This window comes from uncultured Polaribacter sp. (assembly GCF_947495205.1).
Classification (GTDB): Bacteria; Bacteroidota; Bacteroidia; order Flavobacteriales; family Flavobacteriaceae; genus Polaribacter.
This window is the reverse complement of the sequence record NZ_CANLXV010000010.1, coordinates 1-22,478: the sequence shown is the minus strand read 5'-3', so window position 1 is coordinate 22,478 and position 22,478 is coordinate 1. Positions and strand designations below refer to the sequence as shown.

General features: G+C 29.9%; 20 protein-coding genes, 1 tRNA gene and 1 riboswitch. Of the genes, 15 read left to right on the top strand and 6 right to left on the bottom strand.

The window, feature by feature from the left end; all coding sequences use genetic code 11:
- Positions 1-434: 434 nt before the first annotated feature.
- The 4 genes from Q0762_RS10535 to Q0762_RS10520 all read right to left on the bottom strand — a co-directional run bounded on the left by Q0762_RS10535 (position 435) and on the right by Q0762_RS10520 (position 4,357).
- On the bottom strand, positions 435-1,502 hold the full coding sequence (locus tag Q0762_RS10535; protein WP_298766710.1) for a hypothetical protein: 1,068 nt from the start codon (positions 1,500-1,502) through the stop codon (positions 435-437).
- 321 nt (positions 1,503-1,823) lie between these two features.
- The gene (locus Q0762_RS10530) at positions 1,824-2,489 is read right to left on the bottom strand and encodes a response regulator (RefSeq protein WP_298766708.1); all 666 of its coding nucleotides are present in this window, start codon (positions 2,487-2,489) and stop codon (positions 1,824-1,826) included.
- Position 2,490: 1 nt separating this feature from the next.
- Complete coding sequence (locus Q0762_RS10525) at positions 2,491-4,164, bottom strand: tetratricopeptide repeat-containing sensor histidine kinase (protein WP_298766706.1); 1,674 nt, start codon at positions 4,162-4,164, stop codon at positions 2,491-2,493.
- A gap of 40 nt (positions 4,165-4,204) precedes the next feature.
- Positions 4,205-4,357 (bottom strand): hypothetical protein, encoded by a 153-nt coding sequence (locus Q0762_RS10520; RefSeq protein WP_298766703.1) that lies wholly within the window; start codon positions 4,355-4,357, stop codon positions 4,205-4,207.
- Positions 4,358-4,776: 419 nt separating this feature from the next.
- Here Q0762_RS10520 and Q0762_RS10515 point away from each other — a divergent pair, with 419 nt between their 5' ends.
- A complete protein-coding gene (locus tag Q0762_RS10515; RefSeq protein ID WP_298766701.1) occupies positions 4,777-5,520 on the top strand; it encodes a hypothetical protein in 744 nt (247 codons plus the stop codon).
- A 157-nt stretch (positions 5,521-5,677) separates the two neighbouring features.
- Here Q0762_RS10515 and Q0762_RS10510 read toward each other — a convergent pair whose 3' ends face one another.
- Together Q0762_RS10510 and Q0762_RS10505 are read right to left on the bottom strand one after the other, a co-directional pair.
- Positions 5,678-6,166 (bottom strand): ABC transporter ATPase, encoded by a 489-nt coding sequence (locus Q0762_RS10510; RefSeq protein WP_298766699.1) that lies wholly within the window; start codon positions 6,164-6,166, stop codon positions 5,678-5,680.
- Between the two features lie 88 nt (positions 6,167-6,254).
- Positions 6,255-6,866, bottom strand: a complete 612-nt coding sequence (locus Q0762_RS10505; RefSeq protein ID WP_298766698.1) for a thioredoxin family protein — start codon at positions 6,864-6,866, stop codon at positions 6,255-6,257.
- Positions 6,867-7,050: 184 nt separating this feature from the next.
- Here Q0762_RS10505 and Q0762_RS10500 point away from each other — a divergent pair, with 184 nt between their 5' ends.
- From Q0762_RS10500 to Q0762_RS10435, 14 genes are all read left to right on the top strand, one after another.
- Positions 7,051-7,677 (top strand): hypothetical protein, encoded by a 627-nt coding sequence (locus tag Q0762_RS10500; RefSeq protein WP_298766696.1) that lies wholly within the window; start codon positions 7,051-7,053, stop codon positions 7,675-7,677.
- 5 nt (positions 7,678-7,682) lie between these two features.
- Entirely contained in the window at positions 7,683-8,198 is a 516-nt protein-coding gene (locus Q0762_RS10495) for a nuclear transport factor 2 family protein (protein ID WP_298766694.1), read from the top strand.
- 225 nt (positions 8,199-8,423) lie between these two features.
- On the top strand, positions 8,424-9,479 hold the full coding sequence (locus Q0762_RS10490) for an NAD(P)/FAD-dependent oxidoreductase (RefSeq protein WP_298766692.1): 1,056 nt from the start codon (positions 8,424-8,426) through the stop codon (positions 9,477-9,479).
- Positions 9,480-9,690: 211 nt separating this feature from the next.
- Complete coding sequence (locus Q0762_RS10485) at positions 9,691-10,020, top strand: 2Fe-2S iron-sulfur cluster-binding protein (RefSeq protein ID WP_298766691.1); 330 nt, start codon at positions 9,691-9,693, stop codon at positions 10,018-10,020.
- An 8-nt stretch (positions 10,021-10,028) separates the two neighbouring features.
- Positions 10,029-10,787 (top strand): serine O-acetyltransferase EpsC, encoded by a 759-nt coding sequence (epsC, locus tag Q0762_RS10480; RefSeq protein WP_298766690.1) that lies wholly within the window; start codon positions 10,029-10,031, stop codon positions 10,785-10,787.
- Positions 10,788-10,792: 5 nt separating this feature from the next.
- The gene (cysM, locus tag Q0762_RS10475; RefSeq protein ID WP_298766688.1) at positions 10,793-11,686 is read left to right on the top strand and encodes a cysteine synthase CysM; all 894 of its coding nucleotides are present in this window, start codon (positions 10,793-10,795) and stop codon (positions 11,684-11,686) included.
- Positions 11,687-11,760: 74 nt separating this feature from the next.
- Positions 11,761-11,946, top strand: a riboswitch (SAM riboswitch).
- 43 nt (positions 11,947-11,989) lie between these two features.
- Complete coding sequence (locus Q0762_RS10470) at positions 11,990-12,985, top strand: homocysteine S-methyltransferase family protein (protein WP_298766687.1); 996 nt, start codon at positions 11,990-11,992, stop codon at positions 12,983-12,985.
- 71 nt (positions 12,986-13,056) lie between these two features.
- Positions 13,057-13,410, top strand: a complete 354-nt coding sequence (locus Q0762_RS10465) for a four helix bundle protein (protein ID WP_298766685.1) — start codon at positions 13,057-13,059, stop codon at positions 13,408-13,410.
- 2 nt (positions 13,411-13,412) lie between these two features.
- Positions 13,413-16,115 (top strand): methionine synthase, encoded by a 2,703-nt coding sequence (gene metH, locus Q0762_RS10460; RefSeq protein WP_298766683.1) that lies wholly within the window; start codon positions 13,413-13,415, stop codon positions 16,113-16,115.
- Between the two features lie 357 nt (positions 16,116-16,472).
- Entirely contained in the window at positions 16,473-17,426 is a 954-nt protein-coding gene (gene metF, locus Q0762_RS10455; protein ID WP_298766891.1) for a methylenetetrahydrofolate reductase [NAD(P)H], read from the top strand.
- A gap of 171 nt (positions 17,427-17,597) precedes the next feature.
- Positions 17,598-17,915: a thioredoxin gene (gene trxA, locus Q0762_RS10450; RefSeq protein ID WP_298766681.1), complete on the top strand. Its 318-nt coding sequence runs from the start codon at positions 17,598-17,600 to the stop codon at positions 17,913-17,915.
- Between the two features lie 169 nt (positions 17,916-18,084).
- Complete coding sequence (locus tag Q0762_RS10445; protein WP_298766679.1) at positions 18,085-20,652, top strand: M1 family aminopeptidase; 2,568 nt, start codon at positions 18,085-18,087, stop codon at positions 20,650-20,652.
- A gap of 1 nt (position 20,653) precedes the next feature.
- Positions 20,654-21,574 carry a DUF58 domain-containing protein gene (locus tag Q0762_RS10440; protein ID WP_298766677.1) on the top strand — a complete coding sequence of 307 codons (921 nt, stop codon included), beginning with the start codon at positions 20,654-20,656 and terminating at the stop codon, positions 21,572-21,574.
- Positions 21,575-21,637: 63 nt separating this feature from the next.
- Positions 21,638-21,711, top strand: a tRNA-Asp gene (locus Q0762_RS10435).
- Positions 21,712-22,478: the final 767 nt, after the last annotated feature.

The following is a 22,478-nucleotide window of genomic DNA, read 5'->3' as shown; positions in this document are numbered from 1 at the left end:
GCAAAAACACAACAAGAAATCTTACGTAATATGCCAACAAAAGTAAATCTCATCCAAGAATAAATAATCTATTAATAATTGATGGAATACTTTTAATAAATATGGTAACGTTGCAATTGTATCTTAAGTTAGTTACAATGAAATTGAAAATGTTCAAGAAAATGTAGCCAGAATGTCTAGAGCAACTTTTAAGTTGATTCACAAAAATGGACTTTGGTAAATTGAAAATCATTTATTTCTAGGTTGGTTAATAAAATAAACAAAATATTTTTCTATTTATATTAAAATAATACGACCACATTCAACCTACGAATAGATGTACATTTGTCTCATCAGATTGGAGCTAAACAATGTCTATAATTCTAACAGTTAGAGAGTGAAAACGATTTTGTTTTTCATGAGTTACAATACTCTTTTATATGTTTATTTTTAAATTATTGGTTGATTATTTTATTTATTAATTCAAAAATAGTATCAGGTCGAGCAACCATTAAACTATGATCTTCTCCTTTGAGACGATGTCTGATATACTTTGACTTTGGAATTTTGTTGTTTACGCCTCCACTTCTATCATTACTACCATAAATTATATTTACCTTTAAGTTTGTTCTTGGTGTATTTTTTAAGCTAGCGGATAGAATTGTAAATGATTTAAATTTATTTGGATATGAAACAATAGATGTATTTATAGCTGACCCTCCATTGGAAAGACCAACTAAATGAGGTTTTTTATAGCTAATTCCAACTTGCTCGTATGCATGGGGTAGTATTCTATTTATTACATTAGTCATAGTCTTTTTTGAAAAATATCCGCTAAAACTTGGAGTTTCAACAGCTATAATAATTGCATTGGTGTATTTTGTAAATAACTCTGGGTATAACAGCCAGTTTCCAGCATAACCATGGCAAAAAACAATAACTTCTTTATCTTGCAAATTTTTTGTATTTGGTATATGTAAAAAATAGTGTGATATATCATTATAATAGCCCATGTCCTGCATAATTTGGAAAGGAACATTATGAGGAGGTGTCTTTTTTGGCTCCATTTTTCTGTAAAAATTATGGAAGTTATTATTAATAAAATATGTGCTTTTATTATATTTTACAATATCACCTATAGCGCTACCTTTAAAGTAATTTTCAGGGATAAAATAGGAAGCTAAAGAAACTATTGCCATTATATCTCCTTCTCCTACAATATTTGTTAGATGTGGGATAAATGGTTTTCTAATTTTATTTCTTGTTTTAGTGTCAAAATATATGCTTTGGATATAATCATTTGAATCAGAGGTTCTATTTGGAAAAAGAAACCAAAATAATACAAAGAATAAAATAAACACACCACGGTTTATGATTTTTTTATTTTCCTCATAGTGTAGTATATGCTTACGTAATACCATAAAGAGGATATAAACAAAAATAATTTTAATATGCCAGCTAACAAAAAATAAGATAATTACTATTAGAAAGAATGTTTTCAGAATTTGAATTAGTTTACCCATTTTTTTATTTAAATAATTCATTATGATAACCAAAGATTTGTTTAAAAATAGTAGCCGACTACAGTACTCATTTTTTTATTTAGATCTTATAAATAAAATTTATTTTATGTTTTTGTAGTTAAGTTAATTAATAGACACAAATTTACCTTCACAAAAAATAAAACCTTACGGATTTCCGTAAGGTTTTGCCTTTCTCATAACAATTCTTTTTTTATAATTGCCTCCTCAAACATTTTAAAATTGAATCTAAGACAAAAGTAATTTATTTGTTAAAGAGGTGTTTACGGTAAACCGTAAATATGGTAAAAAAAGAAATTTATTTTAAATAAGTCCTAGATCTTTAACAATTGCCACTAAGTGAATAGCATTGTTAGCTTTAAATTGTATGCGAAGTTTGTTTAAGTGCTTTTCTATAGAACTTAAGCTACTTGGTGTTATGTTTTTATTTTTAAGGTAGATACTAATATCATCTTGAGAAAAACCTTTTGATAAAAGTGTTATCAATGTAATGTCAAAATCATTAATTTCTAGATTAGTTTTTGGATTTAGCGCTTGTGCCACTTGAGGAGATAAAAAAATTTTGTTTTTATAAACAGTCTGTATTGCTTTTTCTAATTCTAACAAACCATTTCTGCCTTTGCATACATAAGCATTTGTATTGTGTAAATTTATTAACAGTCTAACTTTTTGTAAGCGATCTTCCACTGAATATGCAATTACCTTTAGTTTTGGGAATTCTTTATTTAAAGCAATAATTAATGCTTCTCCGGAGGAATATTTTTGTTCTCTATGATCTTTAACAAAAGATAAATCCGTTATTAATAAATCAAATGGTGCATCATCTAATATAGCTTTTTTAATTTTAAGATACGCATCATCACAATATTGTACTTGTTGCGTTTCTTTAATATTTAGCTTGTTTACAACAGATAATACTCCTTGATTTATGCTTCCTAAATCATCTGAAATTAATACTTTCTTAAACATATTAAATTAAAATTTTAGCTTTAAACCCTCCGTTCACTTTAGATTCAAATTTAATTGTTCCTTTAATAGATTTTATACGGTTTTCCGCATTTTGTAAACCATTATTTTTTTTGATGATACAACCAACACCATTATCGCTATAATTTATTTTTAATTTTTCTTCTTGATTAAAGGCTAAAACGGCAAGAGATGCACTACTGTGTTTTTTCATGTTGGTCATTAATTCTTGTAAAACCCTATATAAAGTGGTCTTTTTTTCAGTAGAAAATTTTTGCCAATTAACTTTAGAAATGTTTTTTGTAATTACATTTATCTCTGTGTTTCTATAGCTTAAAAGTAAATCATTTAATATTTCATTAAAGTTTTCTGTGACATCAATTTCACTGTTTTCTTTAGAAATGTCTCTTGTTTTGGTATAAATATTTTCTAAATCATCCAAAATACCTTCATGAATCACTTTCTTACTTTGTAATTTTGTCATTACATGGTATACGTCATTAGCAACTTCATCATGCACTTTTTTAGAAATTCGTGTTTCAGTTTTATATACTTCAATTAATTTTTCTTTTTTATGACGAGATTTCAGAATAAAATATAAAAAGATGGAACTGAGAAGTATGAATGAACCAATACTTAAATAAATTATTTTGTATCCCTTTTGTTTTTCTTCATCTAATTTACTTTCTGCCAATTGAAGTTTGGCTTCATCTGCTTTTCTTTTTTCTTCTACATAATCATATTGCATAGAAGCAAACATATTTTCGTTTTTTTGCTTTACCAAATTAATACTATCACTCAGTTTTTTAAACGCTATGACTTGTAATTGATTGTCTGCATTTAATAAAAGTGATAATGATTCCAATTTATAAGAAGCATTTTTTGTTTTTTCAGCAATTTCATAAGCTTTAGTTGCATAATATGTTGCTTTTTTTATTTCTTTTTTTGCTGTAAAATGCTCTGTTAGATGTTTGTAGCTAACAAAAAGTTCATCAATATTTTGTGCTTCTTCTCTAATTTTTAAAGCTGCTAACATTTTAGGTAATGCATCTTTAGCATTTAATTTAGATTTAGCCAAACCTAAATTATCTAGAGATCTGGCAATTTTAAGTTTATTATCGAATTTTAGATTATTATGATACACTTTTTCAAACTCATCAATGGAAAGTTGATAGTTCTTTTTCTGTCTATAAACATTGGCTTTGTTGTTATATACGGAGTTAATTTGTGTAGGTTTTTTTGCGATTTTTAATACGCGATCATAAAGTTCTAAGGCTCTATCATAATTTCTTAATTCATAAGAAACAATCCCTAAATGATTTAAAACACCAATTTTGGCTTCAATTGTATTACTAGTAGTTTTTGTGGCTTCAATTAATTCTAAAGCAGTAACAGCAGTTGCATCGCTTTTGTGAAGATTTCCAAACTTGTACTCAATACTTGCAAGTATTCTTAAATCAAATATAAGTCTGGTGGTGTCTTTTTTTTGATTGTGAACTTCTTTTTGCTGGTTAAAAAAAAGGTATGCTTTCTTTAAATCGTTGTTTCCTTTTGCTTTTACAAAGAGGTTATAATAATGTCCTAAACTATCAATTGCTTGTTGAGCATAAGAATCTTTTGGGGTAAATAAAATAACAATTATATGAAAAAAGAGGAATGAATTTTTTATCAATTTCATTCCTCGAAAATACTAACTAATATTGAGTAATTAAACTATTTTAATCACCATTATTTGTTGTTGGTTTAGGTGGTGGTGGCGGAAGAATTTCTTCGTTTCCATCGCAACAGGCTTTACTTTCGTTTTGGACTTCTACTCCTTGGTTTTCTTGAATATCCAAATCATCACTTTCAGAACATGAAAATAAAGACATATTTAGAAAAATTGTAAGCGTAATTAAAATTATTTTTTTCATTTTGTTTTAGTTAAAATTGAACAATAGTGTTGTAGTCCGAGTGTTTTTTTTACTCAGTTTTTTAGTGCACTAGCAACACGCTAAATGTTAAAAAAAGACGTCTCTTTTTTTGCGGGAAGTTTGGTTTGCAGAAGTAAAGAAGTTAGGTTACTTCCCAGTTTAGCTAAACAACTCTACTTGCTGCTCCAATTTTAATGAATACTGTTTTACAAGCTATTGTGCATGCAATTCAGTAATCAATTCTAGTACAAATGAAGAAATAATTTGATGTAATGATTGGAAATAGTACGGAAGGTATTTGGAAATTTTTTGGAATTGATTTTCCATTTATTTTCCATAGTTTTTTGTAATTTAACAACCAGAAAATACGTTTAGATATGCATCAAAAATTGATATTAGAGGTCTTTGCGAAAGCAGATAAAGAGGAGCTAAAAGAGACGGGTTTATCTGTATCAACGCACAAATTATCAGAACGAATTTCAGAAGCGTTATGGAATAATTTTAAATGTTCTTTTGGTGATAAAAGTTTACGTGTTTTATATAATGATGCGAGAAAGAATAAAGAGAAGAAAGTTGTAATTAAACAACAAATTGTAATAAATTCTTTGTGTAAATATTTAGGTTATGAGAATTATATTGATTTTGTTAAAAAGAATGTAACCTCAAATAACACGGATGAAATACATGAGCAAGAACAAAAAAACAAAAAAATTAAACCGTTTGAGAGAATTTTAAAAGGTGTAAAAAACAATAAATTTGCTATTATATTAAGTATTATCTTCCTTATACTTTCAGTCTTTTTTTCTATAAATAAACAAAAATGGATGGTTTGGGATAATAATAAATATGTTGAAGTTAAATTTGATACAGAAAAATACAATGTAGGTCAACTAAAAATTTACAAAGAAGAAAGAATAAAATTTTTCAAAAAAATAGAACCGAGTTGTGATGTAGCGTTTTTTGATAAAAAAGGAATAGTGCAAATTTGGTATGGTAAAAATTTAAAAGGAGATTTAGAAATATTTACATCCTTAGGGTTGCATCCAGAAACTGGAAAAACATTAAAACCAATTACTCAGTATATGATTCATAAATATTTTTGTTCTAAAACAAATAATTAAATCGTTATGAATCGGCAGGTAAAAAGTTTTTTTACATCTAAAGTTTTAATGTAATGAATTAAATATTTACTAAAAAAATATTGGAAGCTTACTCGCTCAAGTTCAAACATTTTCTCAGCAAGTGTGTAGGTTGAAAAATTACAGTATTAAATTTTCTTCACTTTTTTAAAAATCTGCTATACCAGCTTTCTTCTATGGGAATTTCCCAAAAATTTTCAAAATCTTGTTTAGTGGTAATTAAATTGTCAAAAATTATAGTTTTACCAGTTAGGGCTTTATTTTTGAGTAGTTTTTTAAAATCTTTTAAATCTTTGTATTGTACATATTCACCTTGTTTAAAACAAACATTCATTTTGTCTAGCAGTTCAATTTTATAAGCCTCTTGTAGTCCTAGAATAAAACGCACAGAAGCATCTATATCTTTATTTGTTAAAGGAGTAGCAACATCATCTGCAGTTAAAATTATAAATCTGTTGTATAAGATTTTATAAGATGCTTTAAAATCAGCATTTTCTGCTTTCCAATTAGCTACAAAAAACTGTACTTTATCTGTAATTTCTTCAATTTCTGAATTATAAAATTTTCTACTAGAAGGGTATATCCAAACTTTAGCATCTTCAGGAATGGCATCAAAATCTACAAACATAATTTATATTTAGTTGACAAATATAGGGAAAAAGAAAACCGCAAATAACAATGTTATTTACGGCTCTATATTTTAAGTTTTTATAAATCTAAGCTTCTATCAATTCCGCTTTTTCGGTAAGTTCTATAAAGTCTTCTTGTACACTAACACCTTTATCTTTGTTGTACCAAACTTGTAAATCTTGTTTAAATTCTGCATCTATTGCGCCATGTGTTGCTTTGTAATCTGCAACCATTTGTGTGGCTGTTTTTGGTCTTGGACCCCAAGTAAATAATACATTATTTTCGGTATCTAAAGCGATTAGTTTAGGTATAGATCTACCACCATTGGTTAAAAACAAATCCATTAATGCTAAATTATCATCTCTTAAAACAATTTTCAAGTCAATTTTACCAGTTAAATCTGCTAATTTATTAAGAACAGGTAAGTTTTGAGCAGCATCTCCACACCAACCTTCTGTAATTACCACCCAAGTTTGTGTCTTTGTAATTTTAGCAAAAGAAGCTGCCGTTGTTGCTGTAATTTTAATAGTTTTATCTAACCTTTTCATACGGCGATCATTCAGCTTACTATAATTAGTTAGTGCTTCTGACTGTGTAGGCCCTGTAGATTTATTTTCTTTTAGTAAATTACTTACTAAATCTCTGTATTGTTGGTAAGTTATGGTGTTTTCTAAACTATTTTGTAGAATTTCTTTCATGGTATTAAAATTTCTTTTAGGTGTACTTTTCTTTTACTAAGAAATATATGTTGATTTTTGTTTCTTTTAAGACGTTGCAATTTAAAAATACTTACAAGATACTATCTTTTTTGGTCTGCTACAGTTTTCTTAATTTTTTTTTAGGTATTTTAATTTGCGTATTTTTGTATGCTTAATTGATCTTGTGAAATATATAACTTTTTTAACAATAGTCTTTTTAGTTTTTTCTTGTGGAAGTAAAACAGAAAAAGACAAAGCGGATACTAAACCTAAACCTTTAATGAGTGTTGCTGAAAAACACCAAAAAACGGTTGGGGTTAAGCGTCATTTTTTAAAATCAGTAAAAAATTGGAGTTCTTTAAAGGCTGTAGATTCATTTCTTGTAAAATATAGAAATATTTCACCAAATGAAGCACTTAACAATGCTTTAGAATTAAAAGATTTAGTAAAAAAACTAAAAGATACCATAAAGCCAGAAATATTTGATGTGCCATCATTTGGCGCAAGAGTAAATATTTTATACAATGAAACATTACGTTTGGTAGATTTAAAAGAAATACCTGCAATTAAAGCTTACGAAGTAAATGATCAAGTAGCTAAAACAATAGCTGCTTTTTCTGCTGTAAATATTAAAATAAATACAGTACTCTTAAAAAATAAATTAGAAGATGAAGTAAAGGTTGAAATAAACCACGTAGGTTTAGATTCTACTAAAATAGATGCTATTTCTAAAGAAACTATAAATGCGCGCTTATTAGAAAAACGAGCCAGTAATAAAAAGAAGCAGGTTTTAAAAACAACAAAAGAGTAAGTAGTATGCAAAAGATGTTATTGGTTTTTGTAATGAGTTTCTTTTTTTATGGCTGTGGCGCCATATCTAAAAAAACGATAAACAAAAGCAGCATTAAAGCAGACGTTAATACTTTTATGATAAATTGGCACAAAGCGGCATCAGAGGCCAATTATAAAAATTATTTTAAGGCTTTAGATAGTTCATCAATTTATATAGGTACAGCAGCAGAAGAAACCTGGACAAAAAAAGACTTTGCAAAATTTAGCAAACCTTATTTTGATAAAGGTAAGGCTTGGAATTTTAAAACCTTAGATAGAAATATTTTTATAGCAAATTCTGGAGAGTTTGTATGGTTTAATGAACGGTTACGCACGTGGATGGGAACCTGCAGAGGTTCTGGAGTGTTAGAAAAAATAAATAACAATTGGGTAATTAAACAATATGTATTGTCAGTATTAATACCAAACAACGACATACAAAAGGTAATAAAAGCGAAACAAAAAAACGACGCTATTTTTTTAAAGCAATTTAAAAATTGATTTCAATTAAAAATAAATATATTTTAAGCTTATGCGTTGTTTTAACTTATAATATTTAGAAATTCATATAAAAAAAGAGTTTTTTTTACCTATACTATAAAAATAAAATTATTTCAATTAAAAAGGAGTAGAATAAGAATTAAAATTACAATCTTTGTACCCTATAGGATTAGTAGGGATTAAAAAAAACAACAAAAACAAACTTGTTTTTTTAAAATTAAAATTATGATTACAACAGATATATTAATAATTGGTGCAGGACCAACAGGATTATTTACCGTTTTTGAAGCTGGTTTATTAAAATTAAAGTGTCATTTAATAGATGCATTACCACAACCAGGTGGCCAATGTTCAGAAATTTATCCTAAAAAACCAATTTATGATATTCCTGCTTATCCAGAAATTTTAGCGGGCGACTTAACAGACAACCTTATGGAACAAATTAAACAATTTGAGCCAGGTTTTACATTAGGAGAGCGCGCAGATACTTTAGAAAAGCAAGACGATGGTACCTTTATAGTTACCACTAACAAAGGTACAAAACACCACGCAAAAGTGGTAGCCATAGCAGGTGGTTTAGGTTCTTTTGAACCAAGAAAACCAAAGCTAGATAATATTAGTAAGTTTGAAGATAATGGAGTAGAATACATTATTAAAGAACCAGAATTTTACAGAAATAAAAATGTAGTAATTGCTGGTGGTGGAGACTCTGCATTAGATTGGTCTATATTCTTAGCAGATGTTGCTAAATCTGTAACTTTAGTGCACAGACGTAACGAGTTTAGAGGCGCATTAGATTCTGTAGAAAAAGTACAAGAACTAAAAGATGCCAATAAAATTGCATTAATAACACCCGCAGAAATTACAGGTATTTTAGGAGATGATAAAGTAACAGGCCTTACCATACAAAAGAAAGGCGAAGAAGCATTTACTATAGATACAGATCATTTTGTGCCATTATTTGGGCTGTCACCAAAATTAGGTCCTTTAGGAAACTGGGGCTTAGAAATAGAAAAAAACGCCATAAAAGTTAATAACGCCTTAGATTACCAAACTAATATACCAGGTGTTTATGCCATTGGAGACGTAAATACATATCCAGGTAAATTAAAGTTAATTCTATGTGGTTTTCACGAGGCAACTTTAATGTGTCAAAGTGCATTTCAAAGAATTTTTCCAGACAAAAAATACGTAATGAAATATACCACAGTTGGTGGTGTACAAGGTTTTGATGGTACCAAGAAAGAAGCACCAAAAGCAGTTGTAAAAGCAATTCAATAGTTTATTTTTTTTTTGAAGCTATTTCCAGCTTTCAGCACTCGCTTTTTTTGCCAGATCCAGAATTTCATTCAGGATCTGGCAAAAAAGAGCTCAAACAAAGCTTCAATCTGGGCTAAACCTGTTTGAAATTAATTGATTTCTTTAGCAAATAGCACAATTACTTTGTAAGGTTTATGTAAATTTGCATACAATAGCAATAAAAGAAAATTAGATGCAAGACATCAACATAAAAATAACAGATAGAGATGGCGTAACACATGATATTGTTGCCCCAACAGACATGGCCATGAATTTAATGGAAGTAGTACGTTCTTATGAACTAGCTCCAGAAGGTACAATTGGCGTTTGTGGTGGTATGGCAATGTGTGCCTCTTGCCAATGTTATGTAAAATCAAATCACGAGTTACCAGCAATGAGTGATGATGAAGACGCCATGTTAGCAGAAGCTTTTGATGTAGAAGATAACAGTAGGTTAGGTTGTCAAATACAAATGACGCCAGAAATAGACGGTTTAGAAGTAGAGTTAGCTCCAGAATCATAATTTTTGTTATGAAACAAGAAACAACAGCAGCTTTAGATTTAAAAAATTACAGCATGTGTTTAAGAGACGCTGTAGCTGTTTTTTCTAAAGAAATAATCAATTGTCTTTTTCATAAAAGCTATCAGCGTAAAAACGGAGAAGCCACAAAAAATAAATTTCTTAAAATTTTAGAAAGACTAGAAATTAAAAATCAAGATTGTTTTTGGTTAGATTTCGAAAAATCATTTCCAGAAATTAGAAGAAAATTAGATTTAGATGCATTAGCAGCAGTAAATAGAGATCCTGCGGCAAAAAGTTTAAGAGAAATTTATTTAGCATATCCAGGTTTTTATGCCATTGCAGTATACAGATTAAGCAATCAATTATTACAACAAGAAATACCTGTTTTACCAAGAATGATGAGCGAGTTTGCACATGGAGCAACAGGTACAGATATTCATCCAGGAGCAACAATTGGCGAGTCCTTTTTTATAGATCATGCTACAGGTATTGTAATAGGAGAAACTACGGTTATAAAAGATAATGTAACTATATTTCAAGGAGTTACTTTAGGAGGTATTCAAGTAAAAAAGAATATGGCTTCAACAAAAAGACACCCAACAATAGAAAATAACGTGGTTATTTATGCAAATGCAACTATTTTAGGTGGTGATGTTGTTATTGGCGCAAACTCTGTAATAGGAGCCAATGTATGTATTACAGAATCTACTCCAGCAAACTCTGTAGTAACTGTACAATCAGAAAATAAAATTTTTCAAAGAAGATAAAGTATATGAAAACAAAAAGTATCATAGATTTCGTAGGAAATACGCCTTTGGTAGAAGCGCAAAATATCTTTAAAAAAGAAGGAGTTACTTTATTATTAAAGTTAGAAGGTAACAACCCAGGAGGAAGTGTAAAAGATAGAGCTGCCTATAATATGATTTCTGAAGCATTAAAAAGAAAAAATATTAAAAAAGGAGATACTTTAGTAGAAGCTACAAGTGGTAATACAGGTATAGCTTTAGCACTTATGGCTAAGGTTTTAGGTGTAAATATGGTAGTAGTTATGCCAGAAAACAGCACTATAGAACGTGTTAAAACAATGCGCGCTTATGGTGCAAAGGTAATTTTAACACCCAAAGAATTGGGTATGGAAGGTTCTAGAGACCATGCTTTAAAATTAAAATATAAAAAAGGTTATTACAGATTAAATCAGTTTGATAATACAGACAATTCTAAGGCACATTACAAAGGCACAGGGCCAGAAATTTGGAATGATACAGAAGGTCAAGTAACGCATTTTGTATGTACCATGGGTACAACTGGAACAATTATGGGCGTTTCAGATTATTTAAAAGAAAAAAATAAAAACATTACCATAGTTGGGGTGCAACCTAAAGAAGGAGCAAGAATACCAGGAATTAGAAATTGGCCAGAAGAATATTTGCCAGCAATTTTTAACAGAAAAAAGGTAGATCAAGTTATAGAGGTTAATGAGGAAGAGGCAAAAGAAATGACGCAAAGGCTAGCTCAAGAAGAAGGAATTTTTGCGGGTATGAGCAGTGGTGGTTCTGTAGCAAGTGCAGTAAAAGTTGCAGAAAGTTTAGATAGTGGTGTTGTAGTAGCTATTATTTGCGATAGAGGAGACCGTTATTTATCATCAACATTATTTGAAAAAGAATAAACATTAAAACACAATAATTACACAAATAAAAAAATATTACGTTTCTTTGTAGTGTAGTTCATAAACTTAATAATACGTTATCACGAAAGGTAGAGGGATTAGACCCGTTGAAACCTTGGCAACCCTTGTTCTAAAATATTTTAGAACCTTTAAAGTAATTTTAAAGATAAAGAAGGTGCTACATTCTACAAATATATGCTGAACTTGTTTCAGCATCTTTTAGAAATTTCTAAATAGATTTTATATTTGAAAGATAACAGCAAAAGTACTTTACTTTTCCTGATGACATATGAAAATAAAAATATGTCAAATATTTACAAAGCTTTACAAGAAAGAATTTTAGTTTTAGATGGTGCCATGGGTACTATGCTGCAAGCCTATAAATTTACAGAAGAAGATTTTAGAGGAGAACGCTTTAAAGATTATCCATCACCTTTACAAGGCAATAACGATTTACTATCAATTACCCAACCAGAAGCTATAAAAACCATTCATGGCAAGTATTTTGAAGCAGGCGCAGATATTATAGAAACCAATACATTTTCTGGAACTACAATTGCAATGGCAGATTATCAAATGGAAGATTTGGTATATGAGCTAAACTATCAATCTGCAAAAATAGCCAAAGAAGTAGCCAATAAATTTACAGCAAAAGAACCACACAAACCTCGTTTTGTAGCAGGTTCTATTGGTCCAACAAACAGAACAGCTAGCATGTCTCCAGATGTAAATGATCCTGGTTACAGAGCCGTAACTTTTGATGAATTAAGAATTGCCTACAAACAACAAACAGAAGCCTTATTAGATGGTGGTGCAGATTTACTCTTGGTAGAAACGGTTTTTGATACACTAAATGCTAAAGCTGCTTTATTTGCTATAGAAGAAGTAAAAGCAGAGCGAAATATAGAAATTCCAGTAATGTTAAGTGGTACCATTACAGATGCTTCTGGTAGAACTTTATCTGGGCAAACAGCAGAAGCTTTTTTAATTTCGGTATCTCATATTCCACTGCTTTCTGTTGGGTTTAATTGTGCTTTAGGAGCCAATTTATTACAACCGCATTTAGAAGCTATTGCTAACAAAACCGAGTTTGCAATTTCTGCACATCCAAATGCAGGTTTACCAAATGCTTTTGGAGAGTATGACGAAACTCCAGAAGAAATGGGAGAGCAAATTGAAGAATATTTAAAGAAAAATTTAATCAATATTATTGGTGGTTGTTGTGGTACAAGTCCAGAACATATTAGAGTAATTGCAGATATTGCTGCAAAATATAAACCAAGATTAGTTGGTAGTTAATGGTTTTTAGTTTTTGGTTAAAGTCAAAATACCATTAGCGATAAACTAACAACCAGAAACCAAGTAAAAATATGAATTATACAGATTTAGATGTTTGGAAATATTCAAGAAGATTGGTTAAGACAGTTTATTTGTTAACCAAATCTTTTCCAAAAGAGGAAATCTATGGATTAACAAATCAAATAAGAAGATGTTCAGTTTCTGTACCTTCAAATATTGCGGAAGGAATTGGAAGACAGTCAAATAAAGAAACTATTCATTTTTTATATATAGCTAAAGGATCTTTGCAAGAAGTAGAAACACAGTTGTATCTCTCTTTTGATTTAGAATATATTTCAGAGAAAGAATTAAAAACCACAATAGAAAAAGTAATTTCAACTAAAAAATTATTAAATGGTTTTATTAATTATTACAAGAAACTATAAGTATGAGTAAGACCAATAACCAACAACTAAAAACTAACAACCAAAGGCGTTATATGAAATTATCTGGCCTTGAGCCGTTGGTAATTACGCCTGAAACTAACTTTATAAACGTTGGTGAACGCACAAATGTAGCAGGTTCTAAAAAGTTTTTACGTTTAATTAAAGAAGAAAAATTTGATGAAGCGCTAGATATTGCAAGACATCAAGTAGACGGTGGTGCACAAATTGTAGATGTTAATATGGACGATGGTCTAATTGACGGAAAAGAAGCCATGGTTCGTTTTTTGAATTTAATTGCTGCAGAACCAGATATTTGTAGAGTTCCTTTAATGATTGATAGCTCTAAATGGGAAATTATTGAAGCAGGTTTACAAGTTGTACAAGGTAAATGTGTGGTAAACTCTATTTCTTTAAAAGAAGGTGAAGAAAAATTTATCTGGGAAGCAACACAAATAAAACGTTATGGAGCTGCAGTAATTGTTATGGCTTTTGATGAAGTTGGGCAAGCAGACAATTATGAGCGTAGAATAGAAATTGCAAAACGTTCTTATGATATTTTGGTAAATAAAGTAGGTTTTCCTAGTGAAGATATTATCTTCGATTTAAATATTTTTCCTGTAGCAACAGGTATGGAAGAGCACAGAAGAAATGCTATAGACTTTATTGAAGCTACAAAATGGGTAAGAGAAAATCTAGAAAATGTTTCTGTAAGTGGTGGTGTAAGTAATGTTTCATTTTCATTTAGAGGAAACAATGGTGTAAGAGAAGCAATGCACTCTGTTTTCTTGTATTATGCCATTCAAAATGGAATGAATATGGGAATTGTAAACCCTACAATGTTAGAGGTTTATGATGATATTCCAAAAGATTTATTAGAACATGTAGAAGATGTAATTCTTGATAGAAGAGAAGATGCAACCGAGCGTTTATTAGATTTTGCAGAAACGGTAAAAGGTTCTAAAAAAGAAAAAACAGTAGATTTATCTTGGAGAGAAAACCCTTTACAAGACAGAATTACACACGCTTTGGTAAAAGGTATTGATGCCTTTATTATTGAAGATGTAGAAGAAGCAAGATTGCAAGCAGAAAAACCAATTGAAGTTATTGAAGGTAATTTAATGATTGGTATGAATGTAGTGGGAGATTTATTTGGCGCAGGAAAAATGTTTTTGCCACAGGTGGTAAAATCTGCCCGTGTAATGAAAAAAGCAGTTGGTTATTTAAATCCGTTTATTGAGGCAGAAAAAGGAGAAGAACAACAAGCTTTAGGAAAAATTTTAATGGCAACTGTTAAAGGAGATGTGCATGATATTGGTAAAAATATTGTGTCTGTTGTACTGGGTTGTAACAATTATGAAATTGTTGATTTAGGAGTAATGGTGCCGCCAGAAAAAATTATAGAAGCTGCTAAAAGAGAAAATGTAGACGCTATTGGTTTAAGCGGTTTAATTACGCCATCTTTAGATGAAATGGTGTATTTGGCAAAAGAAATGGAACGTCAGAATTTTAAATTGCCTTTGCTTATTGGTGGCGCAACAACTTCTAAAGCGCATACTGCTGTAAAAATAGATACACAATACAAAAATGCCGTAGTTCACGTTAATGATGCTTCTAGAGCGGTAACAGTTGTAGGAGATTTATTAAACAAGAAAACAAAAAATGAATACGTTGCTAAATTAAAAAAGGATTATGATGAGTTTAGAACCAAGTTTTTAAAACGTGGTAAAGAAAAATCATACATTTCTATAATAGAAGCACGCAAACGCAAATATAAAATTGATTGGGAAACTTCTGAAATTGTAAAGCCTAAAGAATTAGGAATTCAAACTTTAGAACAATTAAGTTTAAAAGAATTGGTGCCATTTATAGATTGGAGTCCGTTTTTTAGAAGTTGGGATTTGCATGGGAAATTCCCAGATATTCTAACAGATAAAGTTGTGGGTGAGCAAGCTTCTATAATGTATAAAGAAGCACAAGAAATGATTGATGAAATTATTGCAAAACAACTCTTAAAACCAAAGGCAATTTTTGGTTTATTTGAAGCCAATACCATTCATGAAGATGATATTTCTATTCAGAAAAAAGGAACAGAAGTTGCTGTTTTTAGAACTTTAAGACAGCAATTAAAGAAAAGAGAAGGCATACCAAACATTGCTTTATCAGATTTTATTGCGCCAAAAGAAACCGGTAAAACAGATTATATGGGTGCTTTTTGTGTGGGTATTTTTGGTGCACAAGAATTGGCAGATGGTTATAGAGCAAAAGAAGATGATTATAACGGAATTATGGCACAAGCCATTGCAGACCGTTTTGCAGAAGCTTTTGCAGAGTATTTGCACAAACAAATTAGAACAAAACATTGGGGTTATGCCGCAGATGAAACTTTATCCAATAACGATTTGATTAAGGAAAGTTATAAAGGAATTCGTCCTGCGCCTGGTTATCCTGCTTGTCCAGATCATTTAGAAAAAGAAACTATTTGGCAGTTGTTAGATGTAGAAAAACAAATTGGTGTAAGTTTAACAGAAAGTTTGGCAATGTGGCCAGCAGCAGCAGTTTCTGGGTATTATTTTGCAAATAAAGAAGCCAAGTATTTTGGTTTGGGTAAAATTACAGATGATCAGGTTACCGATTATTCTACCAGAAAAGGCATTGCAAAAGAAAAGGCTAGAAAGTGGTTACACCCTAATTTGGCAGAAGAATAAATTGTAAATTATAAAGGTTTTTAAAACTTGTGTGGTTTATTTTAAAATTATCTTGCTAGGTTTCTAAAACTTTGCAAGTTTTAAAAAGAAAAGTAATAAAAGAATACATTTGTTATAATAAGGATGAATTGAAGGAAACGCTAATTAAATAGACAGATTGCTTCTTGCTGTTATCAATGGCGTTGGCAAACGAGCTGCGTTAGCGATTGCAATGGCATCCTTTTTTTGAGGTACGAAAAAAAAGATATAATGGAAAGCGCGACCCTTGTGGTAACGCCCAAAAAAATAAGTTAAAAGTTGAGATTTTTATTTTTAGCAAATCTAAAAATGCCAACTAAAAACAAAGAACTATATACAATGAAAATTACAGATCACATAAAAAAAGCAAACGGAAAAACATTGTTTTCTTTTGAAATTATTCCGCCAAAAAAAGGGAATAATATTGAGGAATTGTACAATAATATTGATCCGTTAATGGAGTTTAAACCGCCATTTATAGATGTTACTACGTCTAGAGAAGAGTATGTTTATGTAGAAAAATCTGGTTTATTAGATAGAAAAGTTACTAGAATGCGCCCAGGAACTTTGGGTATTTGTGCTGCAATTAAACATAAATATAATGTAGATACTGTGCCACATGTACTTTGTGGTGGTTTTACAAAAGAGGAAACGGAATATTTGTTGGTAGATTGCCATTATTTAGGAATAGATAATGTAATGGCGTTGAGAGGAGATGCTATGAGTCATCAAAAATATTTTGAGCCAAGTAAAAATGGGCATCAATATGCTGGCGATTTGGTTGCACAGATTAGTAATTTGAATTCTGGTAAATATTTGCATGATGCTATAGAAGTAAATAATAGCACAGATTTTTGTATTGGTGTTGCAGGATATCCAGAAAAACATTTAGAAGCACCTTCTTTACAAACAGATTTAAAGCGTTTAAAACAAAAGGTAGATGCTGGCGCAGATTATGTGGTTACTCAAATGTTTTTTGATAATAAAAAGTATTTTGAGTTTGTAAAAGCTGCAAAAGAAATGGGTATTAACGTACCAATTATTCCAGGTATTAAGCCGTTGGCAGTAAAGCGCCATTTGCAATTATTGCCACAAGTTTTTAGAATAGATATTCCTGAAGATTTAATTAATGAAGTAGAAAATTGTAAAACAAATAAAGATGTTAGGCAAGTAGGTGTAGATTTTGCCATACAGCAATCTAAAGAATTGTTAGCTGCTGGCGTGCCTTTTTTACACTATTATTCTATGGGTAAGAGTGATAATATACATGCTATTGCAAAAGAGCTGTTTTAGTATTTGATAAAACTATTTTTAAAATTAAGGAGAAATTACCATTTATTTTGGTATGTTTATAATTACTATTGATAGATAGATAGTAAAAAGCAATTTTCTTAAAAAATAGAAATCATTTATTTGTTTACATTTGCTATACAAAAAGATAATAATAATTAAAAAAATATAAAAATGGCATTAGAAATTACAGACGCAACGTTTGACGAGGTAGTATTACAATCAGATAAACCAGTATTAGTAGATTTTTGGGCGGCTTGGTGTGGACCATGCAGAATGGTTGGCCCAATTGTAGATGAAATTTCTACGGAATATGATGGTAAAGCTGTTGTTGGTAAAATAGATGTAGATGCAAATCAAGAATTTGCTGCTAAATATGGTGTTAGAAACATACCAACAGTTTTAATTTTTAAAAACGGAGAGGTTGTAGATAAACAAGTTGGTGTTGCACCAAAAAACGTTTACACTGGTAAAATTGATGCTGCTATTTAAATAGTACAAATCATAATAAAACAAAAAACCACGCTTTTTAGCGTGGTTTTTTGTTTTAGGCATTCATTTTAAGGAAATCTATTTTGTAATAACCCAATGTGTTTATTTAATTTGTAATTTTATATTTCTATTTTTAAAGTTTCTTAACCTTATTTTAAATACGATGCTTATGCGTTTAATAACAAAAATAATTGCTGTTTTATTACTTGTTTTCATGATTTCTTGTAATCTTCAAGAAGGAAAATTAAAATTAGAAAACGGAATTTCTTACGAGTTGGCAAAGTATAGAAAGCAACAAATTACAAATGTTGTGTACAATCTTCATTTTAAAATTCCGAAAGAAAAAACAGCAGTAATTGCATCAAAATTAAAAATTAATTTTACGGTTAATGATTTAAAAAATGATGTTTTTTTAGATTTTAATGCAAATAAATCTAATCTTAAAACTTTAAGTATTAATGGTGAAGTTTCAGAAATAGAGCATCAAAAAGAACATTTAATTATTTCGAAAACAAAACTAACTTTAGGAGAAAATAAAGTAGACATACTTTTTAATGCTGGAGAAAAATCATTAAACAGAAACGATGAATTTTTATATACTTTATTGGTGCCAGACAGAGCAAGTACGTTGTTTCCTTGTTTTGATCAGCCAGATATAAAAGCTAAGTACAATTTAAGAATTACAGCTCCAGAAGATTGGCAAGTTTTGGCAGCTAGTTTTAAAGAAAGTAGTTTGGCAATAGATGGTTTTAAAGAACATACTTTTAAAACTTCTGATTTAATGAGTACTTATTTATTTTCTTTTGTGGCAGGTAAATTTTCTGAAGAAACTAAAAATCCTGGTGCATTTGATATGCGTTTTTTATACAGAGAAAATAACAAAGAAAAGATAGCAGAAAGTGTAGGTAAGGTTTTTGAAATTCATCAAAATGCACTTCAATTTTTAGAAGACTATACTTTAGTAAAATTCCCGTTTCAAAAAATGGATTTTGCAGCAATTCCACCTTTTCAATATGGTGGTATGGAACATGTTGGCGCAATTCAGTACAGAGAATCTTCTTTATTTTTAGATAAAAATGCAACGCAAACGCAAAAATTAAGAAGAGCCAAATTAATTGCTCACGAAACTTCGCACATGTGGTTTGGAGATTTGGTAACCATGAAATGGTTTAATGATGTTTGGATGAAAGAAGTTTTTGCCAATTTTATGGCAGATAAAATTGTAAATCCTGTGTACCCAGAAATCAATCATAACCTAAGTTTTATGATGTCTCATTATCCTGCTGCCTATTCAGAAGATAGAACAAAAGGAACCAATGCTATTCGCCAAAAATTAGACAATTTAAAAAATGCAGGTTCTTTGTATGGTAGAATTATTTATAACAAAGCGCCAATAATGATGCGTCAGTTAGAGTATTTATTGGGTGAAGAGTTGTTTCAACAAGGTATTCAACAATACATAAAAACCTATGCAAACGGAAATGCAGATTGGGAAGAGTTGATTGATATTTTAGATAAAAAGAGCAAAGGTGGTATTAAAAGTTGGTCTGATGTTTGGGTGAATTCTTCTGGGAGACCTATTTTTTATGAAGAAATAGAATTGAATGCAAAAGGAAATGTAACCAAGTTTGTGATTCATCAAAAAGCAGCAGACGGTTCTAATAAGGTTTGGACACAGTCTTTTAAAATTCAATTAAGAGATGCAAGAGGTTATGTAAAAAATATAAATGTAAGAAACATGGGCAAATCTTTTGACATTACAAGTGCTACAAAAGATTTTAAACCAGGGCAAGTTTTATACAATACAAACGGTTTTGGTTATGGTGTGTTTCCTTTCTATAAAGATAAGATTAAAACCTATGCAAGAATTAAAGATGAGGTTTCTAGAGGTTATCAGTTCATAAACCTTTATGAAAATATGCTTTTAGAAAATATAGATGCTTTAGAAACGTATCATGTATTTTTTAATGCAATTCTTACAGAAAAAAACGAACTGATAGCAAATTACTTGTCGCGTAGCATACAAACTATTTTTTGGAAGTTTTTAAGTGAAACAAAACAACATGAATTGCAAGCGGATATTCACAGTAAATTATCTAACTTATTGGCACAAGACTTAGCTGCAAATCTTAAAAAAACTATTTTTAAACTCTATCAAGCTCTTGCATTTTCTGAGCAAGCAAATCGTTTAATGTATCAAATTTGGGAAAAGAACAAAACCATTAAAAACTTGTTTTTAAATGAAAATGATTACACCGTTTTGGCAATGCAATTGGTCATATACAATCCTGCAAAAGCACAAGATATTTTAGAAAAACAACAAAAACTAATTACCAATCCAGATCGTTTAAAACGTTTTGTTTGGTTGCTACCTTCTTTATCTGATAATGTAAAGGTAAGAGATGCTTTTATGAAGACTTTATTGCAAAAAGAAAATAGAGCTAATGAATCTTGGGTGCAAACAGCATTGGCAAACATACACCATCCCTTAAGACAAAAATCTGCCATAAAACATTTAAAACCAATTTTAGAAAAATTAGAAGAGGTACAATTAACAGGAGATATATTTTTTCCTAAAGGATGGCTCGCAAGTTCTATAGGTAATTATTCTTCTGCGGAAGCTTACACGGTTTTACAAGATTTTTTAGATGATAATTCAAATTATAATCCTATTTTGTTAAAGAAGTTGTTACAAACTACCGATAATTTAACAAGAGCTCAAAAACTTAAAAAGTAATATGAATTTAGCGGAAGTAAAATCATCTGAAATAAAAAACCTAGATATTTTAGCAAAAAGCGTTGTAGAAGGTTTTATTACAGGAATGCATAAAAGTCCGTTTCATGGGTTTTCTGTAGAATTTTCTGAACATAAATTATACAATAAAGGCGAAAGTACGCGCCATATAGATTGGAAGTTGTTTGCAAAAACAGAAAAATTATATACCAAAAAATACGAAGAGGAAACCAATTTAAGATGCCATATTATTATAGATAATTCAGCATCTATGCAGTATCCTATTGTTAAAAAACAAAGTATAAATAATTTAAATAAAGTGGGTTTTTCTGCAATAGCCGCCGCTTCTTTAATGGAAATTTTAAAAAGACAAAGAGACGCTGTTGGTTTAAGTATATATTCTAATACTTATGAGTATTATGCACCAGAGAAGGGGAGTGAGCGCCATAGAAATATGCTTTTGCATCAACTAGAACAATTATTAACGTCTGATACAAATGCAACAACAGAAACCTATAAATATTTGCACGAAATTGCAGAGAAAATACATAGACGTTCTTTAATTTTTTTGTTTACAGATATGTTTCAGACCAGTAAAGAAGATGCAGCTTTGTTTGAGGCTTTACGTCATTTAAAATACAACAAACATGAGGTGGTTTTGTTTCATACCTTTGATGGTAAAACAGAATTAAACTTTAATTTTGATAATGCACCCAAAAAATTTGTAGACGTAGAAACTGGAGAAGAAATTAATGTATATGCAGAAAATATACAGGAAAAATATACAGCAATTGTAAGTAATTATTTTAATGAATTAAAAAACAAGTGTTTACAATATCAAATAGATTATGTGCCCGTAGATATTAATGCGGGTTATTCTGATGTTTTAACGGCTTATTTAATCAGTAGAAAAAAAATAAAATAAAAAAGTGTTTTTTTGTTTGCAGATATTAAAATCTATTATATATTTGCAACCGCTAAAAGCAACGGTCTGGTAGTTCAGCTGGTTAGAATACCTGCCTGTCACGCAGGGGGTCGCGGGTTCGAGTCCCGTCCAGACCGCAAAAAGCATCTCTTTTGAGATGCTTTTTTTGTTTTTATCTATTTTATTCAGCTAAAAAAGGGATCAAGTCATAAAGTTGTGGGGTTTTATAATTAGGCGTAAATATTTGTGAGTCTAATAAGGAAGAATTGTCTATTGCTAACCCGTTCAAATTGTGTTCTAAAAGCTTTAATTTTAGTATTAAAACTCTTAAGAGCTGTTTGTCCTATCTTTTTCATCCCATGTAGCGAGTCTTATTAACGCAGTAGTTTTGCAATCGATAGTAAACTGTCTGAGGATATAAAAAAACATCAAAGTTTTTCAGTTTTTAGCTATTCCATAACTTTTAGTATTGATCCTACACTTCTTTATTTGTTTAACGTTAATAGGTTTTATTCATCATTAAAGGTGTATAATTAAAACATCAAAAAAGATTAGGAGGTTAAATAAAAGCGACTATCTTTGCAGTCCGAAATTTTTCGGGAAAGCAAGTTCAGTTTTTTTTAGGGTTTAGAAAAAAATAAAAAATAATTTTAATTTTTTCTTGTTAGATTAGAAATAAGTTCTATATTTGCACCCGCTAACAAAAACAGCAAACGTTCATAAAGAGATTTTGGAATAACGATAAAATTTAAAACTAGAGTTTAGATTTTAAACAGGTTAGATAGTTCGATTCTATCATTTCTACAAATTTAGGAGATTAGTTATTGATTAGTTTTGGTAACAAAATACTTTTAAGAAGTTCATTGAAAATATTGAAATTGACAGCGTAAACAAAGAGTAAAAT